We start from the raw sequence: 24635 nt of genomic DNA on the forward strand, positions 1-24635 counted from the left end.
CAAAACTGAAATTAAAAGTTTGTAAGTTACCTGTTAACTCATCAACATAATGGCTTTCGAACAAGTCCCATATATAGGATGAACGCCATTAAACTACAACTTATAATAACAATCCCTAATGGCCATGCGTTATGGTCACCTGCAATTCCGACAAGTGGTGAGACGATTGCCCCTCCGATAAATGGCAATAGCCCGAGGAATGCAGAAGCACTCCCTGCAGCCTGACTTTGTCGATGCATCGCGAGTGAAAAAGAAGAGGTCGAGACCATTCCGACACTGGATACGATTAATAAGAATGCGGTTGCGACGACAAATAGCGGTCCTTGTTGCCATATGACGAGCAATAACAGTACACTACCTGTTAACGAAATGAGTACGCCCGTCATTAGGAAATTCAATTCAGATATTTTATGCGATAAACGACCAGTGATTTGCGCAGCTGCAATGATCCCAATGCCGTTCAACGCAAAGAATAGAGAAAACTGTTGTGGTGATACACCATACATGTTTTGCAGGACAAAAGGTGAACCTGCGATATAAGCGAACATAGAAGCCATGACAAACGCTTGTGTAAGCGCTATGCCCATAAACTGACGATCCTTGAGTAACCGACCAAATGTCTTGAAGACTGATAGGATTCCCTTTTCTGCACGGTTCTCAATTGGAAGTGTATCCGGTAAAAAACCTGCAGTTCCTACAAACATCAGTAATCCGATACCACCAAGTACGAAAAACACAACTGGCCACGAAGCAAAACTTAAAATGGCGCCACCTGCGATAGGTGCGAGAATGGGTGCAGCCCCATTTACTATTGAGAGCAATGCCATGAATTTTGTGAGTTCGTGTCCTGCGTACAGATCCCTCGAACAGGCTCTCGCAATCACGATACCCGCAGCACCTGTTAACCCTTGAACAAAACGAAGGAGGATGAACGGCCAAATGGATGTCGTGAACGCACAAAGTACCGATGCAATTGCATAGACCACAAGCGTCATAACGAGTGGTCGGCGTCTCCCGTAAATATCGCTTAGCGGACCAAATAGGAGTTGCCCCGCGCCAAGTCCAATTAAACAAGCCGTCAAGCTTAACTGAACAAGCGAGGTGGATGCGCTCATATCCACCGCCACCGCTGGCAGTCCCGGTAAGTACATATCCATCGATAGCGGGCCAAATGCTGTCAATGAACCGAGCAGCACGACGAGCCAAAGTGTCGGCAGTGGTTTCTTGATGGTGATTGCTTTTGTCATTTCCCCAAATCCTTTTCTATGAAATTCTACGGTGGAGTATACCACACTGCGTGTGGCGTGTGTTGTCGGATAGAAATTGTATTGGACTTGGGAGAGGATGAGAGCTATGCAGGAACGGGCGGGTTCTCTGTGGGAACGAGCGGGTTCTCTGCCAGAACGAGCGGGTTCTCCGCCGGAACGAGCGGGTTCTCTGCCGGAACGAGCGGGTTGTATTTAGCGGATTCAGCTGGACATCAAAACACCAGCCCCATCCTATCTTAGGATGGGGCTGGTACAAAGAATCACTTAAAGTTCACCAGCTTCAAAGTTCTCGGCATTGATTTCCGGGTCGTTTACATTACTAATGACAAATTCGATGTAAGTATCAGAGTCTTCTGCGAGCAAGTTAAATTTGTCAGTTTTTACGAAATGATAATCATCGCTACTTTCTTCGTCTGGGTTAGAAAAATGGAGTTCCTTCATCCAGCCGTCTACTTCCTCTTCAGAAGCAGATGGATCAGCGCCATGAATAATGGAACGCACGACTCCAAACGCTTCTTTTCGGTCACCAAACATACTGAACATAACAGCACGGACTTCTTCTTCGCCTTTTTTGCCCAGCAGTTGCATACGACGGTTCTCATCGTATGTCATATCTATAATTTCGTGATCCCCTTCAGAACCTGACGCTCTCCAATCTAAATTGTCGACACGCTCAGGGACCCCGACTTCTTCAGCGAACTTATTGAAGTTAGTTTGAAAGTCTTTAGCTGTCACACCAATTTGCATATCTGATGCTTCCTCTGATGCCTCTGCTTCAACTTCTTCAGTTGAACTTTCTGACCCTGTTCGTTCTTCAGCAGAGACTTCCGGCTTTTCCACATCCGATTTGCTTGTCTGATTTTCTTTATCTTCACCACACGCAGTGAGTGCAAGCACTAGTAGCGAACCTAGGAATACCCCAGCCCATTTCTTTAACATATTTCCCCAACCCCTGTCTAAGATTTTTTCAACTTCCCCACTATAGCGACTACTCAGATTATAATCAATTTAATGTACTGTGATTTCAATAAAATAATCACTTACTACCAGATTACTAGAAATTGTTTAGATCTTAGTCACTAGATTAAATGTTACAAGCATAGTATATTTAACTTTTCTCCCTTAATAATAACCATAAAAAAGACGAACACCTTTTAAGCGTTCGCATTTTCCATTGTCTTATTATGTTCCACAATACGTTCGATACGGTGCTGATGAATCAGATGACGTCGTATAAGCAGCATGCTCTTTAGAATAAGAATATGGGGAAGCAAGCACTTGATTCAACTTGTGCAACACACTGAAGTCGCCATTTGCCGCTGCCTCTATCGCCTCTTCTACTCTATGGTTGCGCGGAATCACTGAAGGATTGCTAAGTCGCATTACTTCATAAGATTCTTCAAGAGTTGCATTCTGTTGCTTTCGTCGCATCTCCCACTTTTTCTTCCACTCGACAAAAGCAGCTTCACTGAACCAATCTGGTTTCTTTAAGCTTTCATCTGTTAATGCCCTGAACGTATTCGTAAAGTCTGCTTGAGCGTCTTTCATGATAAGCAATAACTCCTTCGCAAGAGCCTCGTCTACCTGTTGTTCATCCAACAAACCTAGCTTCGCTCGCATCCCGTTCAGCCATTTTCGCTCAAAAACCTTACCAAATCGTGCAAGTTGCTTCTCCGCTATTTGAATTGCCTCATCCTGATTCTCATCGAGTAGTGGCAGTAACGTTTCCGCAAATCTGGCCAAGTTCCACGATGCAATTCCCGGCTGGTTGCCGTATTTGTACCGTCCATTTACATCAATAGAACTGAATACGGTCGATGGGTCGTATACGTCCATAAAAGCACATGGTCCATAATCGATTGTTTCTCCACTAATCGTCATATTATCGGTGTTCATAACCCCGTGGATGAACCCAACAAGCTGCCACTTGGCAATCAATGTTGCCTGTCGCTCAATCACATTTTCGAGCAACAGTTCATACCGATTGTCTCTTGAAACAATGTCTGGATAATGCCGCTTTATGGCGTAATCCGCCAGCTTCTTCAAATCTTCAGGTACTTGACGGGCGGCTGCGTATTGGAACGTTCCCACTCGTAAATAACTGCTCGTTGTCCTGACAAGAACAGCGCCAGGCAATACGGTTTCACGAAGCACATCATTGCCAGTCAACGTAACAGAAAGGCTTCTCGACGTAGGAATGCCTAATGCATGCATCGCTTCGCTAATGATATACTCACGTAACATGGGACCAAGTGCTGCGAGACCATCGCCGCCACGTGAAAATGCCGTAGGACCCGATCCTTTTAAGCCGATATCCACTCGATCTCCTGACGGGGTCAGTTGCTCGCCCAAAAGAATGGCTCGCCCATCACCAAGCATCGTAAAATTCCCAAACTGATGCCCGGCATACGCTTGTGCAATTGGCGCAGCACCTTCTGGTAGTTCATTACCAGAAAGTGCTTCAGAATTCAACTTCTCAACTTCCAGACCAAGCAATTCTACGAGGCCTTTATTCAGCAAAACCACTTTTGGAGAAGTTGCCTCTTCAGGAGTCGCTTCTGCAAAAAACACTTCCGGCAATTGACTGTAGCTATTGTCCAAATTCCACCCTGCTTTTGAATACACGTGATCACTCCCTTTACCTGTATACTACCCCTAGATTCACGAAAAACGATAGAGAAATGAATTCTTTGAATGATAAATGAAACGGTCGTGCTTTTTCACTCGTCTTTAAGGTACACCAGGGTGGAGCGCAATGAGAAAGGATGGGTTGGCATGCCTCGTGAGCACAAATCCGTTCCAGATTGGAAACAGGATGAATGGCTTGAGCAATTGATGGATCAGTACGGAAACCAGTTAACGAATCTTGCGTTCAGCTACCTCAAAGACTGGGGACGGGCGCAAGAAGTTGTTCAGGATGTTTTTGTGACATGTTTTCATCGAGCTCATCAGCTAGAGGAAATTCGTTCTGTAGAAGCATGGCTGTATCGGATTACGATTAACAAATGTAAAGATGTCTTGAAAAGTTCATGGTTCAAGCGTGTGATCGTAGGGAGTCAGCTCTTTCAATTTCTTCGATCAAAAGAACCAACTCCACATGAACACATGCTTCAGAACAGTGAGGATGAACAGTTGGCACAATGCGTGCTGGAACTACCTCTCACTTATCGAGAAGTCATTTTGCTCTATTATTACGAAGACCTTACAGTACCTGAAATCAGCGAACTGCTAGACATAAACCAGAATACACTTCGGACTCGACTCAAAAGAGGACGGGAAAAATTAGCACAACTGCTGGAAGGCGGGGATCAGGATGAAAGATGAGAAAACAAAAATTCGTTCCGCTTTTGACAAAACTGTTTTTCGTAAAGAGTCATTTACAAAACAAAACAAACAAGCTGTTAGACGAAAAATTCGATGTAAACAACGCCCAGCCCGAATCGTTCCTGCGATTGTTGGAACAATTGTTGCGATATCCTTGTTATTCATAGGTATCTTTTTAATAAAAGGAGATCTGTTGAATTCTACAAAACCCGATGGACTATCCGGTAAAGAAGCGAGTAGTTCAGGAGTATTTACTATAGAGGACATTTTAGATGGACCCTTCCCCGCTAATGAAACCTACTACATTATCTTGCCAATTACATGGAACGGGAACAGCGCAGCGACTATTAATTCCATTGAATTAATCAAAGAAAACCAGCAATCCCTTCATACAACTGATGGAATTTCCTATTCATTCTATCGTGCAGACGAGAAGAAAAAGCCTGGTGTTTATGAACGCGATCAGATTGGGGAGATTTCAGAGATTCATGGCTTTCAGATTGAAGATGAAAGCAGTTTAGTTTTAGAGGTATCATTGAAAAATGTAGTACCTGACAAAACCCGTACCATTAAAATTTCATATTCTGTGGACGGTGTAGAAAAAGAACAACTCATTGTAACTGGCATCATACAGGGCTTGGAAACGTTACCTGAGGATACGGCTAGTGAACAGGCTGCCATTGAATTGAACGCCGCTGAACAGAATGTGTATACTGCATTTGAGCAAGATTTAGATACTCAACATTTAACAGGTTTGTCCCCTATGAGCGTGGCAAAGCTTTATATTCACGCATCATACTTAGGTGATCGCGAGGTCGAATATGCACTCTATACCGATCAAGAAGAGTTCATCCAATGGAGCCAGGCGGAAGATCAAGCGATCCCTGAATCCGACCGCGGTACACCTGAACAATTGACTCAGCAGTATCGAAACTTTGAAGAGGGTCGATTTCTTCAGACAAGTAAAATTGAAGGGTACATTGAATATTATCCAAATGGTAAAAAGGAATCTCCCTCTGGATTTCAACTGATCAAAAACGAAGACGATGTTTGGCAAGTTGCATTCATGCCGATTCAGTAAATAAAGAAAACCAGTGGATCGATACGGAAGAGCCCTTTGCTCTCCGTTCAATCCACTGGTTTTTAGTCATCTATTCATCTCCCGTAACTGTCGGGACAACTCAAAAAATTGCTTATCTAGTTTGCTGTATGCTGGATTCCCAGGTGTCAGCAGGCTCAACTTTCCTAATACAGCCTGCAATTCCGTTTCAAGACGAAGTTTTTCTTGTTCGGAAGAAGGAACTGGAGCAGAGGATTTCCGACTTTCCCATTCCACCAAACTATACGGTACTTTACGAACAGTCCCTTTTTCAAACAACAACAACCCATCTGCCATACGCTCTGTAAAATATCGATCGTGCGACGCAAACAACAACGTGCCTGGATACGTATCCAACGTTCGCTCCAGCTCTTCACGCGATGGAAGATCTAAGTGATTCGTTGGTTCATCTAGTAGTAACACATCCGTTTTCCTTCGGATGAAATCGAGCAGTTTCACTTTCAACCGCTCCCCCTGACTAAGGGAACCGAGCTGCAGCCGCCATTGTTCTGCTGTAAATCCTAAATTCGTCAATTGGATGCGCAGGAAACCTTGTTCTTCGTAAGACGGAGAATAAAAATATTCGGCCATCGTCTGATCATCCGGTAAATCGAATGCGGTCTGACGCAAGTATCCTAACGTCATGCCTTCAGATAGCCAGACGTCCCCATCGTAATCGAGTTCGCCTAAAAGCATGCGGAACAGCGTCGTTTTCCCAGAACCATTCGGTCCGATCAGAGCAAGTCGCTCACCTGCCTGTACAGTAAATGCAGCATGCTGAAAAAGTTGTCTGTCTTCGAATGCTTTGCCTGCATCTTTCAGTTCCAGAACACGCTTACCTTTCTTCCGTAGTCCTTCCAGTTCAAACGAAACCGATGTTTCTGCAATTGGCGCCTCTTTTCGGTTTTTCTTAAGCTCTGATTCTAATCGTTTTTTCTTCGAACGTATTTGCACATTCCGTTTCTTTACCTTTTTCCGGTAGTATTCTTTAGCGCCACCTTTTTTCGTAGACTCTGCGTGCCCTTTCGAAGACCACTTATCCAGCTGCTCGATTTGACCTTCTATTTCAGCAATGTACTGTTGTTGCTCTTCATAATGCTTTTGCTGTACGAATCGCTCATGCTCTTTCTGCTTGCGATAATCCGTGTAATTGCCTTCATAAGCCGTCAATTTCCCATTCTCAATTTCAAAAACGAAATCCGCCAAGTGGTCGATAAAATATCGATCGTGTGAGACGAACAATAATGTGCCCTCACGTTCTTGAAGCGTTTCAATGAGCTGTTCCACACTCGCTGCGTCCAAATGATTAGTAGGTTCATCCAATAGTAAGATTTCATGGTTTTCAGCTAGCGTAGCTGTAAGCCGCAGTTTGACTCTCTCTCCGCCGCTTGCATAAGCATATTCTGTCTCTTTCGGAACGTGCCAGTGACTGCGCTTTTGAAAAAGCTCTTCTTGTGTCCAATCTACTGGCTCTTCTGTTTCAGCCTCTTGTTTGTAATACGAAATGGAAGGCGTTCGACCAATCCAATCAATTCCTCCAGATGAAGGTTTTCGTTCACCTGCCAGAATTGACAAAAGTGTTGTTTTCCCTGCCCCATTAGGCCCGACAATTGCTATTTTGGCTCCTTGCGGGATTTCTGCGCTGAGTTCTTTAAAAATATTTACATCCCCATATCCTGCTGATACCTTGTTAACTATTCCTCGTAACATCTACATTCCTCCAGTTGGAAGGGAACACAAAAAAGATCCCTCCGTAAAATAATCGGAAGGATCGGTTCTGTCAGCATCTCAAAAAAGCCTCAACTCTATTGATGAGCATCGTAATATCGACTCAGCAAAGGTTGAACGCGGCAGTTTAAAATGGACAGACCAATCCCGTTTTTCCACACAACGAATCATTCGTTTTGAGAAATTAGGAATTAGTTATCCATCAGCCACACTCAACCCTTTCTGTCAGTTAGTCTATCTAGTATATCAAATTTAGAATTGTTCGCAAGTTAAAATTTGTATCTTCTTTATTTCCAACATTCGATTATTTCCGGGGAAATAATCTTCAATCCGACATTTTGTAGCACTTATTTACCCAAACAGAAAACCCAACTACAAAAATTGTCAGTTTGTGTTGGGGCTACATCTTTCTTTAGTTACTGCCAAGCGCTCATTCCGCCTTTGACATTGATGACATCGGTAAATCCTGCTTTTTTCAAAATTCCTGCTGCACGGGCACTACGCATTCCACTTTGGCAGATTACGTACGTTTCTTTGCTTTTGTCCAGCTCACTCATACGCTTTCCTAAATCGTTAAGGGGAATATTTTTAAATTCTTTGACGTGGCGACCTTTGTATTCTCCAGGTGTTCGAACATCTACAAATTGCTTCGACTTATCTTTCGTTAATGCCTTAACTTCAGTCGTGGATATCGTACGAATTCCTTTTTGGGGTTTCATACGCCATACAAAGAATGCCACAATTAATAAGATTATAATCCAACTCATCGGTAATTCCTCCATTTGCTTTCTATTTCTTCAAATATACCTATAAGGGTATTTTAAAGCAATGAATTTGCCCATAAAAAAAACGCAGCACCCGATGGTCTACGTTTGGTCTAGGTTATCTCTTCTCTGACAGTGCTAAAAAGAATGTCGCTACTGGCCCCAGTAAGAGAGAAAGCAAGAACCAATTAAAACCCGATCGATTTTTCCCTTGTGCCAATACGGCATTGATCAGCGCGAGCGTTCCCCATCCTACAAAATAACCCTCATCCATATCGAAAACCTCCCGAGTTGTTCTGAAATTCTATCTATTCTACGCAAGACGAGCCCATTGGGTTTCACTTTCACTATGCAACTTACTCCGGATTTTTCAGAAAAGTAAATTCTCGAGGCAAAGGGTGTGATAGGATAGCAGAAGGAGGTGTTACCTATGAATAGTATTACATTCAAAGACATTTATAACGCTGGGGTTGCAGCGACAATCACTGATACATATAGCCATTTTCATCTACCAGATATGCCACTCTATTATGATAGTAACTTCATGGAGTTTAAAAAAATGCCCACTGTCAGTGAGTTTAAAAAAGCAGAACATGAATTAAAAATCTATCACACTGCACGTGGTCAGTACCATCTGAAATTCACATTCCCTCAGGATGAACCCATTTCAAAAGAATTGACTGCCTATTTAAACCGTCAAGACTATGAAATCGGTTTTCTAGAATTATATGCACTCTATCCAAAGGATTTTCCGGAAACATCCCCATCTTCTGCAATTAAAGTTCTTCCAGTGACTGGATCCAATCTCGAAGAATTCCTTCACCTTCAGCGAACGATTGATGAACAATTCGGGAAAGACTTTGCAGCACAAAAACAACTGCAACATAAAAAGAACTTCTCAAATCCTGATTTTCTGCAGCTTGTTGCATACTTCGAAGAGGAAATAGCTGGTTCAGTAGATTTGATCATTCAGTCACGGACTGTGGAGATAGATGGGTTGCACGTGTTAGAAAAAATGAGGCATAAAGGTGTTGGAAGTCAGTTGCAGCGATGGTTAATGGAACAATTTCCTGACAAACTAATCATTTTAGTCGCTGACGGTGAAGATACCCCAAGAGAAATGTACCAAAAGCAAAACTACAAGTATATAGGTTACCAATACGAAACGGTGAAAGCCTGAATTTTTTGATAAATTATCCTCCTGTCTCGTGCTAAATTAATGATAGACGAATTCTAAATAAGTCAGGACGTGTAGTAGATGAAAAATCTCGCTCAATCTGTACAAATCCAACTATTGGAAGCGATGTTAGATGGCAGTCGAGTGGCTACTTTAGTCACAGACCCCTCTCAGCCAGACAATCCGATTATCTATGCTAATCGCACCTTTGAATCGATGACGGGTTATCCATTAACTGAGACATTAGGGCGAAATTGTCGATTTCTTCAAGGCGAAGATACCAATCCACTCGCAGTCAAACAACTCCATGATGCAATCCAGGATCAGAAGCCAATTACCATCACCCTAAAAAACTATAGAAAAGATGGTACTGATTTTTGGAACCGTCTTTCTGTGAACCCCCTTCAAATTGATGATCATTTGTTCTTCATCGGTACTCAAACGAACGTATCTGTTGAATATAGTCAACGAGATGAACTGTCTAATAAAGACAATGAAATTGAACAGCTGATGCTTCCGATCATGATGATTCAAGACAATCTTGCTGCCGTTTCCCTAATTGGCGAAATGAGTCCCCAACGATTCAATTTATTAACACAAAAACTTAGTGAATTTGTTCAACACCATGAAGTAGATCATATTATCATCGATATTACAGGAGTGTTCTGGAAACAAGAGTCCCCGCTAACAAACTTGTTTGCCATTCAGGAGGTCTTGAAACTAATGGGCACTCAGTTATATGTCACTGGTATATCTCCAAAAGTGGCTCAGTCATTAGTAAGTGAGCGACTGTCCAATCAGCAACTTCATACATTCTCAAGCATTCGACAAGCGATTGATAATATCCAATAATCTGCACATTTAAAGTGTTTATTTAATGCCATATTGTCTATCTCAGTATCCAATCAGGGAGGACTCATCATGTTAACAAGAAAAATCCTATCCGCTTCTATATCAGGAGTGCTGTTTTTCATATTGCTTGGCTTCTTCATTCCCAATCCTTTCGGGGAACCCATCACGTCATTGTCTAATTACCTCGGATCCGTTTTGGTTAGTATTTCGGGCTATCTCCTCTACGGCACCCCGATCATACTTTTTTATGGAATTATTTGTTCAATCATCAGCGAAAAAATATCTGTTTTAATTAGTGAAAAAGTAAAACTTGACAAAGCTGAATTCGTTCTTTCCGGATTACTTCACGCAAGTTTCGGATTAGTATTTTCAGCATATGGACTTGTCGCATCGCTACTATTTTTTTCTGTAGACCGTGTGATCGCGAATAGAAAAATGCAGGTTACGGGTAAGCAAATCGTAACGGCACTAGTTCTTCCAATCGGAGTGTATGTACTGTGTGGTGGATCCCTTGCAGCAGCAGATTTCTTCTCTGGCGGGTGGAAAGACTTGCTCGTTTAAAATTGAACATGCAGGTTGCAAGCTTACTAATAGCTGTGCTAGACTTTGAGACAATCGAATAATATTCCTTCGGGGCAGGGTGAAATTCCCTACCGGCGGTGATGAGCTTTTATAGCTCTTAGTCCGTGACCCGGCTGCATTTTTTGTAGACGGTGGATTTGGTGAAACTCCAAGGCCGACAGTTAAAGTCTGGATGGGAGAAGGAATGGTGCGTTTTTCAAATTTTTCATTTGACTGACGCTTATTTTGTCATGCTTACCCAGCCCCGCACATCTGTTGCGGGGCTTTTTTTGTTACATGAGGAATCTATGATTCAGGAGTGTTGTTATCTTTGGAAATTGAACACTATATGCAAATCGCTTTATCACTTGCGCAAGGTGCGGCAGGTCAAACTTCTCCGAATCCACCAGTCGGTTCCATTGTTGTAAACCATGGCAGGATTGTCGGAATGGGTGCTCATTTGCGCGCTGGCGAACGTCATGCAGAGCGGGTTGCTCTGGATATGGCAGGCAAAGAATCTGTTGGCGCGGATTTGTACGTCACTCTTGAACCTTGTTCGCATACAGGAAAAACACCGCCATGCACAGAAGCGATTTTGCAAGCAGGCATCTCTCGTGTCTACGTTTCGGCTTTAGATCCGAATCCACTAGTTGCAGGGTCTGGAATCCAGCGACTTCGAGATTCAGGTGTCGAAGTACATATCGGAGTCTGTACGGATTTAGCAAACGAATTGTATCAACCTTTTTTCCATTTCATTCAAACCAAACAACCTCATGTAACGTTAAAAACAGCTATGACATTAGACGGTAAAATCGCAGCATTTTCAGGACACAGCAAATGGGTGACAAGCGAGCAAGCACGTCTTGACGTCCATCGTCTTCGTCATGTCCATGATGCCATTTTAACTGGAAGTAAAACGATTCTTCACGACAATCCCCTTCTCACCACCAGATTGCCCCAAGGTGGACTTCATCCTATTCGAGTTATTTTAGATACACAATTATCTACACCTGTTGCGAGTCAGGTCATTCAAAACACGGACGCCCCTACCTGGATTTTTTGTGGCAGCGCGGCGTCAAAAAAACGAGAATTGAATTTCTTGCCGTACCATCACATCGAAGTTTTTCGTATGAATGAGCCTGCCATTTCAGTATCTGACGTACTGGATAAACTTGGCCGGCGTGGCATCATGACCCTACTTCTAGAAGGAGGATCCTCTGTAAATGCTTCTTTTTTACAAGCGGATGCTGTCGATCGGATCATTGCGTATATTGCTCCGAGATTACTCGGCGGGGCTGATTCTCTCACTCCAATCGGCGGGGAAAGTCCTGCCTTGATGAGTGACGCGAAAGATTTTATTTTCTTAAAAACGGAACAGCTTGGTCCAGATTTAAAGGTAACGGCTGTACCAAAAGGAAGTGATTCTAATGTTCACAGGAATCATTGAGGAAATTGGGACTGTACGAACAGTCCGTTCTTCTGGTCAATCGATGGAACTCACTGTGGCAGCTGCAGAAATACTGAAAGATGTCTGTTTAGGAGACAGTATCTCCGTTAACGGAACTTGTCTGACTGTGACATCATTTACTACTGGTCAGTTTACCGCGGACGTGATGCCTGAAACGTTTCGAACGACTTCGTTACATAACGCGAAAGATGGTACTTCAGTAAATTTAGAACGTGCTCTGCGCGCGGATAGTCGTTTTGGGGGTCATTTTGTTTCCGGTCACGTTGACGGAACTGCAATTGTCCAAAAGTGTCAGCAAGTCGAAAATTCACTTGTCATGCATTTATCACTCCCGCCTGGAGGATTGAACTATGTGCTTCCGAAAGGATCGATTGCACTCGATGGAACTTCTTTAACGATTTTTGACGTGTCAGATGAAAGCATTTCGATTTCGCTCATCCCACACACTCAAAAAACAACAGTCCTTGCGCAGCGTAAACCAGGAGACCGCGTCAATGTGGAGTTTGACATGCTCGCAAAATACACGCTTAACATGCTACAGAAACAAGCTCCTTCTGCTAAACAACCTTTGAACAAGGACTTTTTACAGCAAAACGGATTTTTATAAAGAAAGGGTGTTTCCTCATGTTTGATACGATCGAAGAAGCGATTCAAGACTTAAAACTCGGGAAACCGATTATTGTTGTGGATGATGAAAATCGTGAAAACGAAGGCGACTTCATCTGCTTAGCAGAACACGCAACTCCCGAGATGATCAATTTCATGGCAACGAAAGGACGCGGACTCATCTGTACACCGATCACTGAATCGAAAGCGGCTCAACTTGGGCTCCCGATGATGACTGCGCACAATACGGATGCACATGGAACGGCATTCACAGTGAGCATCGATCATGCAGAATCCCATACTGGTATTAGTGCCTTCGAACGTTCGGAAACGATTTTAAAAATGCTTGAGCTACAAGCAACATCAAGTGACTTTAAGCAACCAGGTCACATCTTTCCGCTGATTGCACAAAATAACGGAGTGCTCAGCCGAGTAGGCCACACCGAGGCTTCCGTCGATTTAGCTAGACTGGCAGGAAGTGAGCCTGCTGCGGTCATTTGCGAAATTATGAGCGAAGATGGTTCGATGGCTCGGGTCCCTGAATTGCGTGAGCTAGCAGATTCAGAAGGGCTGAAACTAATTAGCATCGAAGACCTTGTGCAATACCGACTTGCCAACGAAACGCTCATTACACGTGAAGCACAGGTCATATTGCCGACGTCATTTGGTCTATTTAAGATGATTGGCTATACCGAAAAAATGACCGGTAAAGAACACGTCGCTCTGGTTAAAGGTGATCTGACTTGCACAGAACCTATACTAGTCAGAGTCCATTCTGAATGCTTGACTGGGGATATTTTCGGTTCTTCTAGATGTGACTGTGGCCCACAACTTCACGCAGCTTTGCAACAGATTGAAGACGCGGGGCGCGGCGTCCTGCTTTACATGCGTCAAGAAGGGCGCGGAATCGGTCTCATTAACAAGTTGAAAGCTTACGAATTGCAGGAGCAAGGATTGGATACCGTAGAAGCAAATGTGGCACTTGGATTCCCTGATGACTTGCGCGACTACGGAATCAGCGCACAGATCTTGCAAGACTTAGGGATTGCTGACGTGAGATTGCTGACGAATAACCCTAGAAAGTTGGATGGATTAGTGAAGTATGGACTCACGATCACGGAACGCGTTCCAATTGAGCTCCCTGCTCTCCCCGAAAACAAACACTATTTAGAAACGAAAATAGAAAAACTCGGTCATTTATTGACCCTATAGGAGGCATTCACAATGGGAACTGTATATGAAGGTCATTTAGTTGGTACGGGATTAAAAATTGGACTTGTTGTCGGGCGGTTTAATGAGTTCATCACAAGCAAGCTACTTTCTGCCGCACAAGATGCATGTAGACGCCACGGCGTTTCTGAAGAAGATATCGACCTAGCATGGGTGCCAGGTGCTTTTGAAATTCCGATGATCGCTAAAAAGATGGCTGACTCCGGTAAATACGATGCGGTCATCACGCTTGGAACTGTTATTCGTGGAGCAACACCTCACTTTGACTATGTGTGCAGTGAAACCGCTAAGGGTGTGGCGGCAGCTGGCTTACAGTCAGGAATTCCTGTCATCTTCGGCGTACTGACAACGGACTCTATTGAGCAGTCGATCGAACGCGCAGGAACGAAAGCTGGCAACAAGGGCTGGGATGCCGCAGTTTCTGCGATTGAAATGGCAAACTTGAACAAGCAATTTTCTTAAGGACATCTGCTAGATTCTTTCAATCGTGGGTTAAGTTGTTCAAAAATAGGATATAGGAATAACTATGGGGATAGTTGCTACTGTAAGAAGGAGTATTTATCCAATACTTTCTGAAGGAGAGATTCACAGATGTCCATCACCTATACATTTAATACAGATCAGTTGACGAAAGACAACATTCAACAGTTATTTCTGTCCGTTGAATGGGAATCTGCTTCCCACCCGAACGACTTATATAACGCCATCCTCAACTCTCATTCTGTCGCAACTGCATGGGACGGCTGCCGGCTAATTGGACTTGCTAATGCAATGTCTGATGGATCCATGGCCGTTTACTTCCATTACGTCCTTACAGATCCAGTCTATCAGGGGCAAGGAATCGGTAAAGAGATTATGAAAATGATGTTGGAGAAGTACCAGGATATGCACACAAGAGTACTCGTTTCTTATCCGAAAGCGGTTGGATTTTATGAGTCCCTTGGCTTTGAGCCCGAAGAAACTAGTACACCGATGTATGTATTTTCAGACTGAACCAATAAGGATAATCTATAGATAAAACGCATCCCTGGCATAACCTGGGATGCGTTTTTTCATTTTGTGAAATCTATTTTTTTCGCTAAAGCGAGCATGATACTACCACCTACGGTCATTGACAACAGTTCTCCAGCGCCTACCGTAAACCAAGTGATCCAAAACGGCGCGCCGTACAATAGGGTCAACTGCCCTGCAACGGTGAACATGGAAACAGAGAAAATCACGGCAGTCCAGACAAATTTCATTTTGTCTGACTTCAGCTTTTTCGTAGCTGCCCGGCTAATGAGCAGCACGAGAAACGTTGCAACTCCGCCGATCGGTACGTCTAGAAACCAAGTTGGCGAGAAGAAGTTCGCGATCACTACTCCTGCTGTCACGGCGATAATATATCGCTTGTGAAACAACGCCAAGTAGTTGAACATCTCCGACAGCCTTAACTGGACTGCACCGAAACTGATGACCGCAAGCGTAAGCGTGACAGCGACATAAAGTCCCGCCACAACCGCCATTTTCGCAAGCTCTCCGACCGCAATCCGCGGACGCTCTTTTGCGAGTAACGTCATGTATAGTCCTCCTTTGTAAAACAGCGAAACTGCTGTTTTAGTAATAACTGCGACCAAAGGAAGAAGAAGCCAATTGCTTCGTCAAAAAGTGTCGCAGTGCAAGCTAAAAACCTGCTTGCCTAGTATAGCAGAATTCATTCATCCTGAAAATGGTTACTTCGCCGTCCATCCGCCATCGATTGGAATGACCGTTCCATGGATATAATCGGAAGCAGCTCCTGCCAAGTAGAGCGTCAACTTCGCGACTTCTTCTGGTTGCGCCCAGCGACCTGCAGGTGTTTCTTCTGCAACCCACTCTGCTATTTTCCCCTCTCCATCAAAGTCAGCAGCATTCATGGGCGTTTGAATGGCACCCGGTGCAATTGCATTTGCACGGATCCCTTCTCGACAATAATCGAGATCGACTTGTTTTGTATACCCTACCACTGCATGTTTCGAAGCAGTATAAGCTGCCCCACCACCTCCGCCAACGAGACCTGCGATGGAAGCCATATTCACCAGTACACCCGATTTCCTAACAAGCATATGTGGCAAAATCGCGTTTGTTACGAAGTACATGCCTTTTACGTTAGTGTTCATAATCCGATCCCACAACTCTTCATCAGTGTCTAATGTTTTTGCATATCCATCAAGCATCCCTGCTGTGTTGCACAGAATATCGATGTGTCTGAAAGTATCGATTGCCTGACTCACTGCTTCATTAACATTAGCTTGATTACTCACACTTCCTTTGCTATATCGGAAGTTTTCTGTATATCCGTTCGCTAGCTTTTCCAACCCTTTTTCATCCACATCCAATGCGTAGACTGATGCACCTTGCTCTAGAAATGCATGTGCTTGTGCATACCCGATCCCTGAAGCAGCACCTGTGATGAACACTGTTTTCCCCGCAAATTCACTTTGTGTCATTTTTGAATTCCTCCATTCAAAAAGCCCATGATTGCTCATGAGCTTTTTTGTGTACTTATTCTACGATTGCCCAGTCTTCCGCTAACAAATCGCATACTGTCGGTGTAAACATCGTGTAGCCTTCACCTGTTACATTAATAACGAAATATGGATTCATCTTTTCCCCATCCAACGATTCAGCTTGTACAAGTTTTACGTAGAGCTCTGCGCCACCCCATCCATTCCGAATAACTTTGTCGCCTGCTTTTAGACGCGGTAAAATCTCTTCAAATGTCATCATGCATTCATCCTTCCAACGTTAAGATTCGTTTTCTGCTTTCAATTGTGTACAATTGCCATTCACTTTCACCCACTTCAAAATCGTGCGGATGATTGGATCGAATGCAATTCCTTGTTCCGTTAGCTCATATTCAACTTTACGAGAAGACGGTAATGTTCTCTTCACTGCAAAACCTTGGGCTTCCAATTCTTTCAATCGCTCTGTCAGCAGACGGTCTGAAATGCCTTCAATTTCCGTCGCTAATTCATGGTAACGTTTCGGTCCGTCCAGTAGATGATAAATGATAATGCCCATCCACCGCTTTCCGATAAATTCTATAGTCGCGTGAAAGCTATCGCAAGCTACTTGTCCGTTTTGTTGTGTAGATTGAATAAGTTCGTCGGTTTTTTTCATCATCAAAACCCCTATTGTTAAGTTAGTTCCACTTTACCACAGTCATAGTTGACAAACAATCTTACCAATAGTAAGCTGATTTACGTACTTACTAAAGGTAAGTTGGATTCACATGTATCTACAAAGGAGTTTTTCTTATGACAGAACTATTCGCGCCACTCTCAGAAGTCATTCACGCTCGTAAATCCGTCCGGAAATTCGATTCAGAATATCAGATTTCACCCGAAATAATTAAAGAAATGCTACAAGAAGCAACACTTGCCCCTTCCTCAAGCAACTTACAGCCTTGGCGTTTCATCGTCATCCAAGACGAGGAAACCAAAAAGAAAATTAAAGAGTTCTCATTCAACCAAGAGCAAATGGAGACGTCTTCTGCCATCATCGCAGTAATAGGTGATACAGAAATGTTCCATAATATTGATGAAATCTATATGGCTAACTTAGAAGCCGGTTATATCGATGAAGTAAATGTCCAACGTCAAATCGATAATGCCAAAGCCCTTTACCCGAACGCTCCAACAGATGCTCGTTTGACAATCGCCGCGTTTGACGCTGGACTCGTTTCGATGCAATTGATGTTAATTGCCAAAGCGAAAGGCTATGACACGGTCCCAATGGGCGGTTTCGATAAAGCTCAATTTGCTAAAGAGTTCAATTTGGAAGATCGTTACGTTCCACTCGTGCTAATTGCACTTGGAAAAGCGGCTGCACCTGCATATGGCTCAACGCGTCTGCCACTTGAGAAAATCACAACATTTGTATAAGTGTTAGACAAAACGCATCCTCACTCTGGGTGCGTTTTTTGTTTTGTTGTAGTATGGGAGTTGATTCACTTAGATAGTAGCTAAAGTACTTCCCTTTATAGCTTTAAACCTGGTGAATTGTGTCTCGTTTCCGAGTTAATTCCTCCACATTGCCGATTAGTGGCTTGATCATGCCGATTGTTCCTTCCATACTGCCGATTACTCACGAGACTTTGCTGATTCTAGCGCCGATATTACCGATTCATCATTTCCACCCACACAAAAAAACTACCCACTCCGTCAATAGAAGACGTGGGCAGTTGGAATTTATTGAGTATCTTCAACGATTAAGTTTCTAACGTACTGACGATCACGCTCATTGACGCTCAACCGGTGCATATGCTTTCTGAATGCATTCATGACAAACGCGTGCATATTTGCTTGCGTGACGTAGTACACAAACCACGGAAGCGATGGCAAGTAATCGTGAATGGCAATTATTGCTTCACTCGCTCCGGGTATTTTACGGAACTCCATCCGTCCCCGCTCATTTGCTTGATCATCCAGCAAGAATCCGCCTGTTATGTAATACAGCGCGCGGTCTTTGGTACTACGTTCCCCGGAATACGATAATTCTAGGAGTGTGCGATTCCCAAGGAGTCCAATTCTACAATTCAAATCGCTATCTACTGTCGTTTGGACCCATGGATTCAAGAACGTCTCTAACCATTTTACGTAATAACGCGCAACTTCATCCGCCGACCATCCATATGGCAATTCAATCCGCTGGACCGAGCGGACGTCTTGCTTCAGCGGACCTAATGTTGGTAAAAGAGCTGTGGATCGTTTGTCTTTCTTAGCCTCTTCAACCATCGCAATTTTGGCAGCTTCCCTAAACGCAGTTTGTCCATCACTAATCCCTTCTACAGTATGACTCTTGTGGATAACCATCGGATGCTTCAAGCTTTCCACAAGTGGATAAACCATCTCTTTTGGGGTATTTGTTACAAGTCTTAGCCATAATCTCGAAAGTGTTAATGAGAAAAACGGAACATCGAGCATCTTGGGATTCTTCCCCATCACACTTGCAGCCGCTTTCATCATCGTTCGATACGTCATCACATCTGGTCCACCCACATCGATGGAACGATCTTTCAAGTCAAAGTCCATAATTATAGAGGTCAATGCCGTCAATACGTCTTTCAAAGCGACAGGCTGTGTTTTTGTGTTCGTCCACTTCGGCAGGATCATGATTGGCAATCGTTTCACCAGCTTGGATAGGATTGGAAACGAAGAACCCTTCGGCCCAACTATTAAGCCGGCACGCAGTGCGGTCACGGGAACATCATATGCACGCAATATCCGTTCTACTTCCAATCGACTCCTCAAGTGCTGGGACAGTTTCGACTCGTGCTCCTCCGGAATCATTCCGCTCAAATAGACGATTTGCTGAATGCCTTGACGTTTTGCAGCTTGTGCAAAGTTGTCCGCCAAAATCACATCCATATCTTCAAAGCTTCCTTGCGTGAGCTTCGCAGATTTCATCATGGAATGGACTAGATATACCGCAATGTCTGCTCCCTCTAACCCTTTTTCTGCATCCTTCATTGAAAACAAATCACACGAGCGCCACTTCACATCCTCAGTATCTTTGTGGCGTCCACCGTTTCGTGATAATCCAATAACTATCGCTTTCCCTTTTAGGCAATCTAACAAGTTATGTCCGATATATCCGCTTGCCCCCGCTATCGCTACTACTGGCCTTCTTTCTGCCATTTAATCCGCCTCCTTGGTCGTGCCTTTATGCTTTCTGTACCCTTACATTCGTTTCCTTAAGCCATCATCTCTCTTATATCTAATTTGCAAGAATTTTCATATTAAGTGATTGAAAATCCTTCCTTCTATGCGTATACTCAATTCATTACGAGAAGGGGTGTCTCTATGAAAATAGTGAATTTTGACGATCCGTTAGCATTTGCCGCCAAAGCGGAACCGATTTTATCAGAAGGTGAAGATGTTTTTAGTCTATTCAATGGCGTATTGCAGTCCATCAAAGCAGGCATGATGGATGAACCGTTCATGGCAACTGCAGAACTGGAAGGCAACGTGATTGCGTTGTTCCAAATGACGCCACCTTTTCCGCTCAACATGATTTTTACGGATGAACAGCATATGGATTCGGCAATCGATGGTCTGGCTGATTACTTACTTTCTCATAATATGCCTCTTCCTTCCATCATCAGTTTGAAACCCTGGGCTGAGCGATTCGCCGATAGATGGACAGCCAAGACTGACCAACTCTCCAAAATTATTATGGACCAAGGGCTTTATCGGTTGGATAAGGTGGATGAAACCCTCGAGAAAAGTCCCGGAACACGCAGGCTTGCCCAAGAGGCAGACAAACCATTGCTTGAAAATTGGCATCTCGGATTTATAGAAGATACCAAGATGCCCGAAGTGACCCCTGAACAAGCAACGGACTGGGTAGAGCGTACAGTTCAACGACAGGAAATTGTACTGTGGGAAGACGATGGAATTCCTGTGGCATGTGCAAAACAAGCAAGACCGTCTCAAAACAGCATCACCGTATCTTTCGTCTACACACCACCTGAACACCGTAGAAAAGGCTATGCGCGAACACTCGTCGCCGACTTTTCTGCGGATTTGTTAAACAAATACCAATTCTGCATGCTCTACACAGACATGATGAACCCAACATCTAACAAGATTTATCAAGAAATAGGATACCGGAAGATTGCAGATTCTGTTCAGTTGGGGTTCGAAGTGAAGGAGAATCGTTGAAGTGGATAAACGATATGGCATCACGGCAGAGGAGAAAGAAAAAGTATTGACGAGCTATTTTAAAGATGGATTCGACCAACCCATTCAGACCTTTCCAAGCAAAGAAAAGCGTAAAATCATTCTACTACAACAGATTATGACTCGCTTTGAAAAAGAAGTAAACTATACCGAAAAACAGGTAAACGAACTCCTAAAACCAATTTACGTTGATTATGTATCCATTCGAAGATATCTAATTGAGTATGGATTTATGGATCGGACCTCTGACTGCACACTGTATTGGGTGAAATAGAAGATTTCAATTTAGGCAATAAAGAGAAGATATTCAGTCGTGTAAAGTGATGTAAGTACTCAGGAGAAAGGATTGAGAACTATGTGGAAGCAACAAATTATTACGACAGAACGCGGAGATTTCGAGCTATTTACGAAAGGAAGCGGTCAGCCCCTTTGCGTCACTCACTTATATAGCGAGTTCAATAAGAACGGCAACCTATTTGCGAATATCTTTACAAAGAATGCGAAAGTTTATCTTGTGAATTTGCGCGGTTGTGGAAACTCAGCGCTACAAAGTGAAGACTATACGTTAGGGATGGACGATGCCGTAAAAGACTTGGAAGCAATTCGTAAGTCTCTCTCCATTCAAAAATGGATTTTCGCAGGTCACTCTACTGGCGGTATGCTCGCACTAAAGTATGCCACACGATTTCCCGAAAGTTTAGTGAAAATCATTGCAGGTGGCTTATGCGCTTCGTTAGACTATATGAAAGACAAGGGGAGCATATATTGTTCCCAAAATCCAAATAACACCCGCTTACTAGAAATATTGAGCATCCTAAAAAACACTGCATCCACACCAGACCAGCGACGTGCTGTCGGGAAAGAGTGGTCACTGATGTCCCTCTATCACGAGGACACCTATGATGTAATGCTCAGTAGACCCAACAGCGGAAAGACGGTGCCTGCACGCTTAGATTACTTCTCCTATGAAGAACTGCCAACGTATGATATAAGAGGTTCACTTGCGGATGTTTACGTTGAGGCTCATATCTATTCGGGTCTTCATGATGCGCAATGCCCTCACCATTTTTCCAAAGAAGCGGCAGAACTGATGCCCAATGCCACGATGACCACGTTCGAATATAGTAATCACTTTCCCTTCATAGAAGAAGAAAAGGAATTTGAAAGATTTGTTCAAGGTGAAGTATTTTCATAAAACGCGCTTCAACGAACGGTTTCTTCCAAAAACTCATTAAACCACTGAGCACACTGCAACCTCTCGATCCAAGCAGAATCCTTATCTTCAACGAACCAGCAAGCATAGAGCATAGACATTGCGATGGCCGCCTTTAATACACGCTTCTTATCGAGTACAAGCAATTCGCAGATTCGTTCAACCCGGTAACGTAGGAGCGCTTTTGGATTAGGCTTTTCCATTAAATGATTTAACATGAATTGCACGAGGTCAAAGCAAGGATCGCCGCCAACCCCCTTTGGGTCAATCGCGAGCCAGCCTCTCTCTTGACTGTATAAAATATTCTCATGATGTAAATCACCATGCAGCAAACCGAGAGTTTCAGTGGTCTCCTGCAATTCTCGGAAGTAACGAAGTGCCTGCTGAACCCTCTCGTTTGGCAGGTCACCATCTTTATACCGATGCTGCTTTTGGTATTCTTCTAGGGAGACTACCCAATCAGTAATTATTGGCACATCACAGTCCTCTGGCAAATCACAGCGAAGGTTCCTCCATACAGTTATGAATACCTGGACAACTTTCTCCTCGTCAGAAAGGTCACATAAAATCTGCCCAGGAATAATTCTTTCCAATAACATGACCCCTCGTTCCCGATCCGCCTTCACCAATTGTGCACATCCATGGCCATTGTAGATTCTGAGAGTTTCCATCTCGTTAAGGCAGTCCATATTTGGCACTTCTAGTTTTAACATGTAAGGAGTTTGTCGGGAGTCTACCACGTTCGTGACATAGTTATAAGAGAGATTGTGAACCGGTTGCTTGATGGTCAATCCCCAATGTTCCGCACAGTAGTTCACTTGCTCTTCTAGAGATGCAAGCCACACCTCTCCCTCTGTTCCAAAACTATTCCGTACTCTCTCTTTAAAATCAATTGGTAGCTTCATACATGTCTCCCCCTTTTCCCTTTAATCGAGCTAGCAGTTGATAGGCTCCCGCCTGTACCTCTACTCTATCAAGACACTAGCTTTAATCCCACTGCGGCCCCTAATACCATTCCGATGAACAATAGACGTTTCCACTCTTTTGACTCCCCGTAGACGAGCATTCCTAATAACGCCCCACCAGATGCTCCGATTCCTGTCCAAACGGCGTAGGCAGTACCCATCGGCAACGTTTCCATGGCATTTGCTAAAAATAGAAAACTCAAGCCAAATCCTACCACTAACAGTACAACTGCCTGCCAATTCCGATCCTTGTGTAACTTACTGATCATTAGCACACCAAACATTTCAAACAAACCTGCCACTACCAATGAAACCCATGCCATTACGAGTCCACTCCTTCCGATTCAGTTTCGGGAGTCACTACTTTCAAACCAATCACTCCTGCTAACAACACCACAATTAAGATTACCTTAACAATTTTAAACGGCTCTCCAAAAAATACGATATCTGAAAAGACTGTTCCCGCAGTACCAAGGCCAACAAAAACGGCATAGACCGTTCCGACAGGTAGTTTTTTTCCTGCCATGATCATCATATAAAAGCTGACTACGATGGCGATAACCGTCCCAGTCCACTCTAAAACTCCATCTGCATGCTTTAACCCAACTACCCAAAACACTTCAAATACCGCTGCAATGACGACTTTAATCCAATTTGCATTCAAGCCAATGACACCTCCATATTTTTCAACAGACAAAAGCCCGAGAGATACTGAAAACAGTAATCTCCCAGGCTTTTATCCTTCCGTGACACAGCAATGCTGTGAGTTTTCTCTCGGTCCAGACTAACAGTTCGTTACGGAACCCTAGAAAACATTGATATACAATTACGTCTCATTATACTTACTCAACAAGTTTTTTCAAGTATTGCACTCTTACCCTTTAAAGAAAATAAGTTCATCGCCAGGCATATCCAACATTGTTAAGTTTCCTTCTTGCCCAACCACATTTTCAAACAGTCCTCAGTCGATCGATTCGATAAATTCCTTTACGATCTCTCAACACACATCCGTTTTTTTCGAAAATACGAATCATTGCATCATTCGCTGCATCCGTACTCCCTACATAGTAGGTTGCACCGAATTCTTTTAAAGCGTCAAGAGTATGTTGGTGACAGACTGTTCCCATCCCCTTGCCTCGCCATTCAGGTAAAATACCAAAGTAAAAGAGCCTACCTTCCTCTTTCGTTCCCTGTTCAATATGTGGGATGCTTATGCCAACTGGCTCGCCTTCTTTTTGGAAAATCATGCAATGAGATCTCCAATTCGGACCCAGTTCTAGTTCAAAAGACTCCATGATTTGTTCGATTGTAAACAGCTTGTTTTTATTGGCAGAGCCACTACGACATTGCTCATATAAGTTTGCAAACGTCTCATCACTTATTTCACTAGTGGCTAATACAATTGAAGAAATATCTGACCCTAGAATATCGATTGTGTTTAAATCAAGTGTATATTCAACGATTACGGATACCTTATGAAAGCCTTGTTTCAGCAACCATGTCTCATACGTCTCATCCATCAACAACGATAGGTAGTCCACTTCTTGGTAATTCCAGTCTTTCAAAAGCTCTTGGAAAGCTTCTTTATAGTCGTGTTCACTTACCTGAGCTTGTTTCACCTGGTCTACCAGCCAATACTCTTTTTCTTTCTTAATGGTGCTGAACAGTTTCATCTC

At 43.5% G+C, this 24635-nt stretch carries 29 protein-coding genes and 2 riboswitches; of the genes, 14 read left to right on the forward strand and 15 right to left on the reverse strand.

Annotated features, from left to right (window positions below; translation table 11 throughout):
* Nucleotides 1–41: 41 nt before the first annotated feature.
* The 3 genes from N693_RS0107395 to N693_RS0107405 all read right to left on the reverse strand — a co-directional run bounded on the left by N693_RS0107395 (nt 42) and on the right by N693_RS0107405 (nt 3893).
* Nucleotides 42–1247, reverse strand: a complete 1206-nt coding sequence (locus N693_RS0107395; RefSeq protein WP_025784163.1) for a multidrug effflux MFS transporter — start codon at nt 1245–1247, stop codon at nt 42–44.
* A gap of 285 nt (nt 1248–1532) precedes the next feature.
* Nucleotides 1533–2207 carry a hypothetical protein gene (locus N693_RS0107400; protein ID WP_025784164.1) on the reverse strand — a complete coding sequence of 225 codons (675 nt, stop codon included), beginning with the start codon at nt 2205–2207 and terminating at the stop codon, nt 1533–1535.
* A gap of 243 nt (nt 2208–2450) precedes the next feature.
* Nucleotides 2451–3893 carry a YdiU family protein gene (locus N693_RS0107405; protein WP_025784165.1) on the reverse strand — a complete coding sequence of 481 codons (1443 nt, stop codon included), beginning with the start codon at nt 3891–3893 and terminating at the stop codon, nt 2451–2453.
* 150 nt (nt 3894–4043) lie between these two features.
* On the opposite strand from N693_RS0107405, the gene N693_RS0107410 reads away from it, so the two are divergent.
* Together N693_RS0107410 and N693_RS19635 are read left to right on the forward strand one after the other, a co-directional pair.
* Complete coding sequence (locus N693_RS0107410) at nt 4044–4592, forward strand: sigma-70 family RNA polymerase sigma factor (RefSeq protein ID WP_025784166.1); 549 nt, start codon at nt 4044–4046, stop codon at nt 4590–4592.
* The gene (locus tag N693_RS19635) at nt 4582–5673 is read left to right on the forward strand and encodes a hypothetical protein (protein ID WP_051508701.1); all 1092 of its coding nucleotides are present in this window, start codon (nt 4582–4584) and stop codon (nt 5671–5673) included. The genes N693_RS0107410 and N693_RS19635 overlap by 11 nt, the downstream gene beginning before the upstream one ends.
* A 66-nt stretch (nt 5674–5739) precedes the next feature.
* Here the strand turns inward: N693_RS19635 and abc-f are convergent, their stop codons facing one another.
* The 3 genes from abc-f to N693_RS20370 form a co-directional block, all read right to left on the reverse strand.
* Entirely contained in the window at nt 5740–7401 is a 1662-nt protein-coding gene (gene abc-f, locus N693_RS0107425) for a ribosomal protection-like ABC-F family protein (RefSeq protein ID WP_025784167.1), read from the reverse strand.
* Between the two features lie 434 nt (nt 7402–7835).
* Nucleotides 7836–8186 carry a rhodanese-like domain-containing protein gene (locus tag N693_RS0107430; protein WP_025784168.1) on the reverse strand — a complete coding sequence of 117 codons (351 nt, stop codon included), beginning with the start codon at nt 8184–8186 and terminating at the stop codon, nt 7836–7838.
* Between the two features lie 115 nt (nt 8187–8301).
* On the reverse strand, nt 8302–8457 hold the full coding sequence (locus tag N693_RS20370; RefSeq protein WP_172643576.1) for a hypothetical protein: 156 nt from the start codon (nt 8455–8457) through the stop codon (nt 8302–8304).
* A gap of 156 nt (nt 8458–8613) precedes the next feature.
* On the opposite strand from N693_RS20370, the gene N693_RS0107440 reads away from it, so the two are divergent.
* The 8 genes from N693_RS0107440 (at nt 8614) to N693_RS0107475 (ending at nt 15070) form a co-directional block, all read left to right on the forward strand.
* Nucleotides 8614–9363: a GNAT family N-acetyltransferase gene (locus tag N693_RS0107440; protein WP_025784169.1), complete on the forward strand. Its 750-nt coding sequence runs from the start codon at nt 8614–8616 to the stop codon at nt 9361–9363.
* 78 nt (nt 9364–9441) lie between these two features.
* Complete coding sequence (locus N693_RS19005; protein ID WP_037592932.1) at nt 9442–10212, forward strand: STAS domain-containing protein; 771 nt, start codon at nt 9442–9444, stop codon at nt 10210–10212.
* A 69-nt stretch (nt 10213–10281) separates the two neighbouring features.
* Entirely contained in the window at nt 10282–10773 is a 492-nt protein-coding gene (locus N693_RS19010; protein ID WP_051508702.1) for a hypothetical protein, read from the forward strand.
* A 61-nt stretch (nt 10774–10834) separates the two neighbouring features.
* Nucleotides 10835–10982, forward strand: a riboswitch (FMN riboswitch).
* A gap of 122 nt (nt 10983–11104) precedes the next feature.
* Complete coding sequence (gene ribD, locus N693_RS0107455; protein WP_025784170.1) at nt 11105–12220, forward strand: bifunctional diaminohydroxyphosphoribosylaminopyrimidine deaminase/5-amino-6-(5-phosphoribosylamino)uracil reductase RibD; 1116 nt, start codon at nt 11105–11107, stop codon at nt 12218–12220.
* A complete protein-coding gene (ribE, locus tag N693_RS0107460) occupies nt 12201–12848 on the forward strand; it encodes a riboflavin synthase (RefSeq protein ID WP_025784171.1) in 648 nt (215 codons plus the stop codon). The genes ribD and ribE (N693_RS0107460) overlap by 20 nt, the downstream gene beginning before the upstream one ends.
* A gap of 17 nt (nt 12849–12865) precedes the next feature.
* Nucleotides 12866–14059, forward strand: a complete 1194-nt coding sequence (locus tag N693_RS0107465; RefSeq protein WP_025784172.1) for a bifunctional 3,4-dihydroxy-2-butanone-4-phosphate synthase/GTP cyclohydrolase II — start codon at nt 12866–12868, stop codon at nt 14057–14059.
* A 12-nt stretch (nt 14060–14071) separates the two neighbouring features.
* The gene (gene ribE, locus N693_RS0107470; protein ID WP_025784173.1) at nt 14072–14539 is read left to right on the forward strand and encodes a 6,7-dimethyl-8-ribityllumazine synthase; all 468 of its coding nucleotides are present in this window, start codon (nt 14072–14074) and stop codon (nt 14537–14539) included.
* Between the two features lie 129 nt (nt 14540–14668).
* Nucleotides 14669–15070 (forward strand): GNAT family N-acetyltransferase, encoded by a 402-nt coding sequence (locus N693_RS0107475; protein ID WP_025784174.1) that lies wholly within the window; start codon nt 14669–14671, stop codon nt 15068–15070.
* A gap of 59 nt (nt 15071–15129) precedes the next feature.
* Here N693_RS0107475 and N693_RS0107480 read toward each other — a convergent pair whose 3' ends face one another.
* The 4 genes from N693_RS0107480 to N693_RS0107495 all read right to left on the reverse strand — a co-directional run bounded on the left by N693_RS0107480 (nt 15130) and on the right by N693_RS0107495 (nt 17218).
* Nucleotides 15130–15636, reverse strand: coding sequence for a QueT transporter family protein (locus N693_RS0107480; RefSeq protein ID WP_025784175.1), 507 nt, complete (start codon nt 15634–15636; stop codon nt 15130–15132).
* Nucleotides 15637–15789: 153 nt separating this feature from the next.
* Nucleotides 15790–16545, reverse strand: coding sequence for a 3-oxoacyl-ACP reductase (locus N693_RS0107485; protein ID WP_025784176.1), 756 nt, complete (start codon nt 16543–16545; stop codon nt 15790–15792).
* A gap of 55 nt (nt 16546–16600) precedes the next feature.
* Nucleotides 16601–16822, reverse strand: coding sequence for a DUF2829 domain-containing protein (locus N693_RS0107490; RefSeq protein ID WP_025784177.1), 222 nt, complete (start codon nt 16820–16822; stop codon nt 16601–16603).
* Nucleotides 16823–16843: 21 nt separating this feature from the next.
* The gene (locus N693_RS0107495) at nt 16844–17218 is read right to left on the reverse strand and encodes a helix-turn-helix domain-containing protein (RefSeq protein WP_025784178.1); all 375 of its coding nucleotides are present in this window, start codon (nt 17216–17218) and stop codon (nt 16844–16846) included.
* Between the two features lie 137 nt (nt 17219–17355).
* On the opposite strand from N693_RS0107495, the gene N693_RS0107500 reads away from it, so the two are divergent.
* The gene (locus N693_RS0107500) at nt 17356–17982 is read left to right on the forward strand and encodes a nitroreductase family protein (protein ID WP_025784179.1); all 627 of its coding nucleotides are present in this window, start codon (nt 17356–17358) and stop codon (nt 17980–17982) included.
* 306 nt (nt 17983–18288) lie between these two features.
* Here N693_RS0107500 and N693_RS0107505 read toward each other — a convergent pair whose 3' ends face one another.
* A complete protein-coding gene (locus N693_RS0107505; RefSeq protein WP_025784180.1) occupies nt 18289–19737 on the reverse strand; it encodes an NAD(P)H-binding protein in 1449 nt (482 codons plus the stop codon).
* Nucleotides 19738–19902: 165 nt separating this feature from the next.
* On the opposite strand from N693_RS0107505, the gene N693_RS0107510 reads away from it, so the two are divergent.
* From N693_RS0107510 to N693_RS0107520, 3 genes are all read left to right on the forward strand, one after another.
* Nucleotides 19903–20763 carry a GNAT family N-acetyltransferase gene (locus tag N693_RS0107510; RefSeq protein ID WP_025784181.1) on the forward strand — a complete coding sequence of 287 codons (861 nt, stop codon included), beginning with the start codon at nt 19903–19905 and terminating at the stop codon, nt 20761–20763.
* Between the two features lies 1 nt (nt 20764).
* Nucleotides 20765–21055 (forward strand): DUF2087 domain-containing protein, encoded by a 291-nt coding sequence (locus N693_RS0107515; RefSeq protein ID WP_025784182.1) that lies wholly within the window; start codon nt 20765–20767, stop codon nt 21053–21055.
* 81 nt (nt 21056–21136) lie between these two features.
* A complete protein-coding gene (locus N693_RS0107520) occupies nt 21137–21976 on the forward strand; it encodes an alpha/beta fold hydrolase (protein ID WP_025784183.1) in 840 nt (279 codons plus the stop codon).
* 8 nt (nt 21977–21984) lie between these two features.
* Here N693_RS0107520 and N693_RS0107525 read toward each other — a convergent pair whose 3' ends face one another.
* From N693_RS0107525 to N693_RS0107540, 4 genes are all read right to left on the reverse strand, one after another.
* Nucleotides 21985–22899 (reverse strand): aminoglycoside phosphotransferase family protein, encoded by a 915-nt coding sequence (locus N693_RS0107525; RefSeq protein ID WP_025784184.1) that lies wholly within the window; start codon nt 22897–22899, stop codon nt 21985–21987.
* A 68-nt stretch (nt 22900–22967) separates the two neighbouring features.
* Nucleotides 22968–23282, reverse strand: coding sequence for a multidrug efflux SMR transporter (locus N693_RS0107530; protein WP_025784185.1), 315 nt, complete (start codon nt 23280–23282; stop codon nt 22968–22970).
* Complete coding sequence (locus N693_RS0107535; RefSeq protein ID WP_025784186.1) at nt 23282–23623, reverse strand: multidrug efflux SMR transporter; 342 nt, start codon at nt 23621–23623, stop codon at nt 23282–23284. The genes N693_RS0107530 and N693_RS0107535 overlap by 1 nt, the downstream gene beginning before the upstream one ends.
* Nucleotides 23624–23682: 59 nt before the next feature.
* Nucleotides 23683–23779, reverse strand: a riboswitch (guanidine-I (ykkC/yxkD leader).
* Between the two features lie 130 nt (nt 23780–23909).
* The gene (locus N693_RS0107540; RefSeq protein ID WP_025784187.1) at nt 23910–24632 is read right to left on the reverse strand and encodes an N-acetyltransferase; all 723 of its coding nucleotides are present in this window, start codon (nt 24630–24632) and stop codon (nt 23910–23912) included.
* Between the last annotated feature and the right edge of the window lie 3 nt (nt 24633–24635).

It is taken from the genome of Sporosarcina sp. D27 (assembly GCF_000586555.1).
Lineage (GTDB): Bacteria > Bacillota > Bacilli > Bacillales_A > Planococcaceae > Sporosarcina.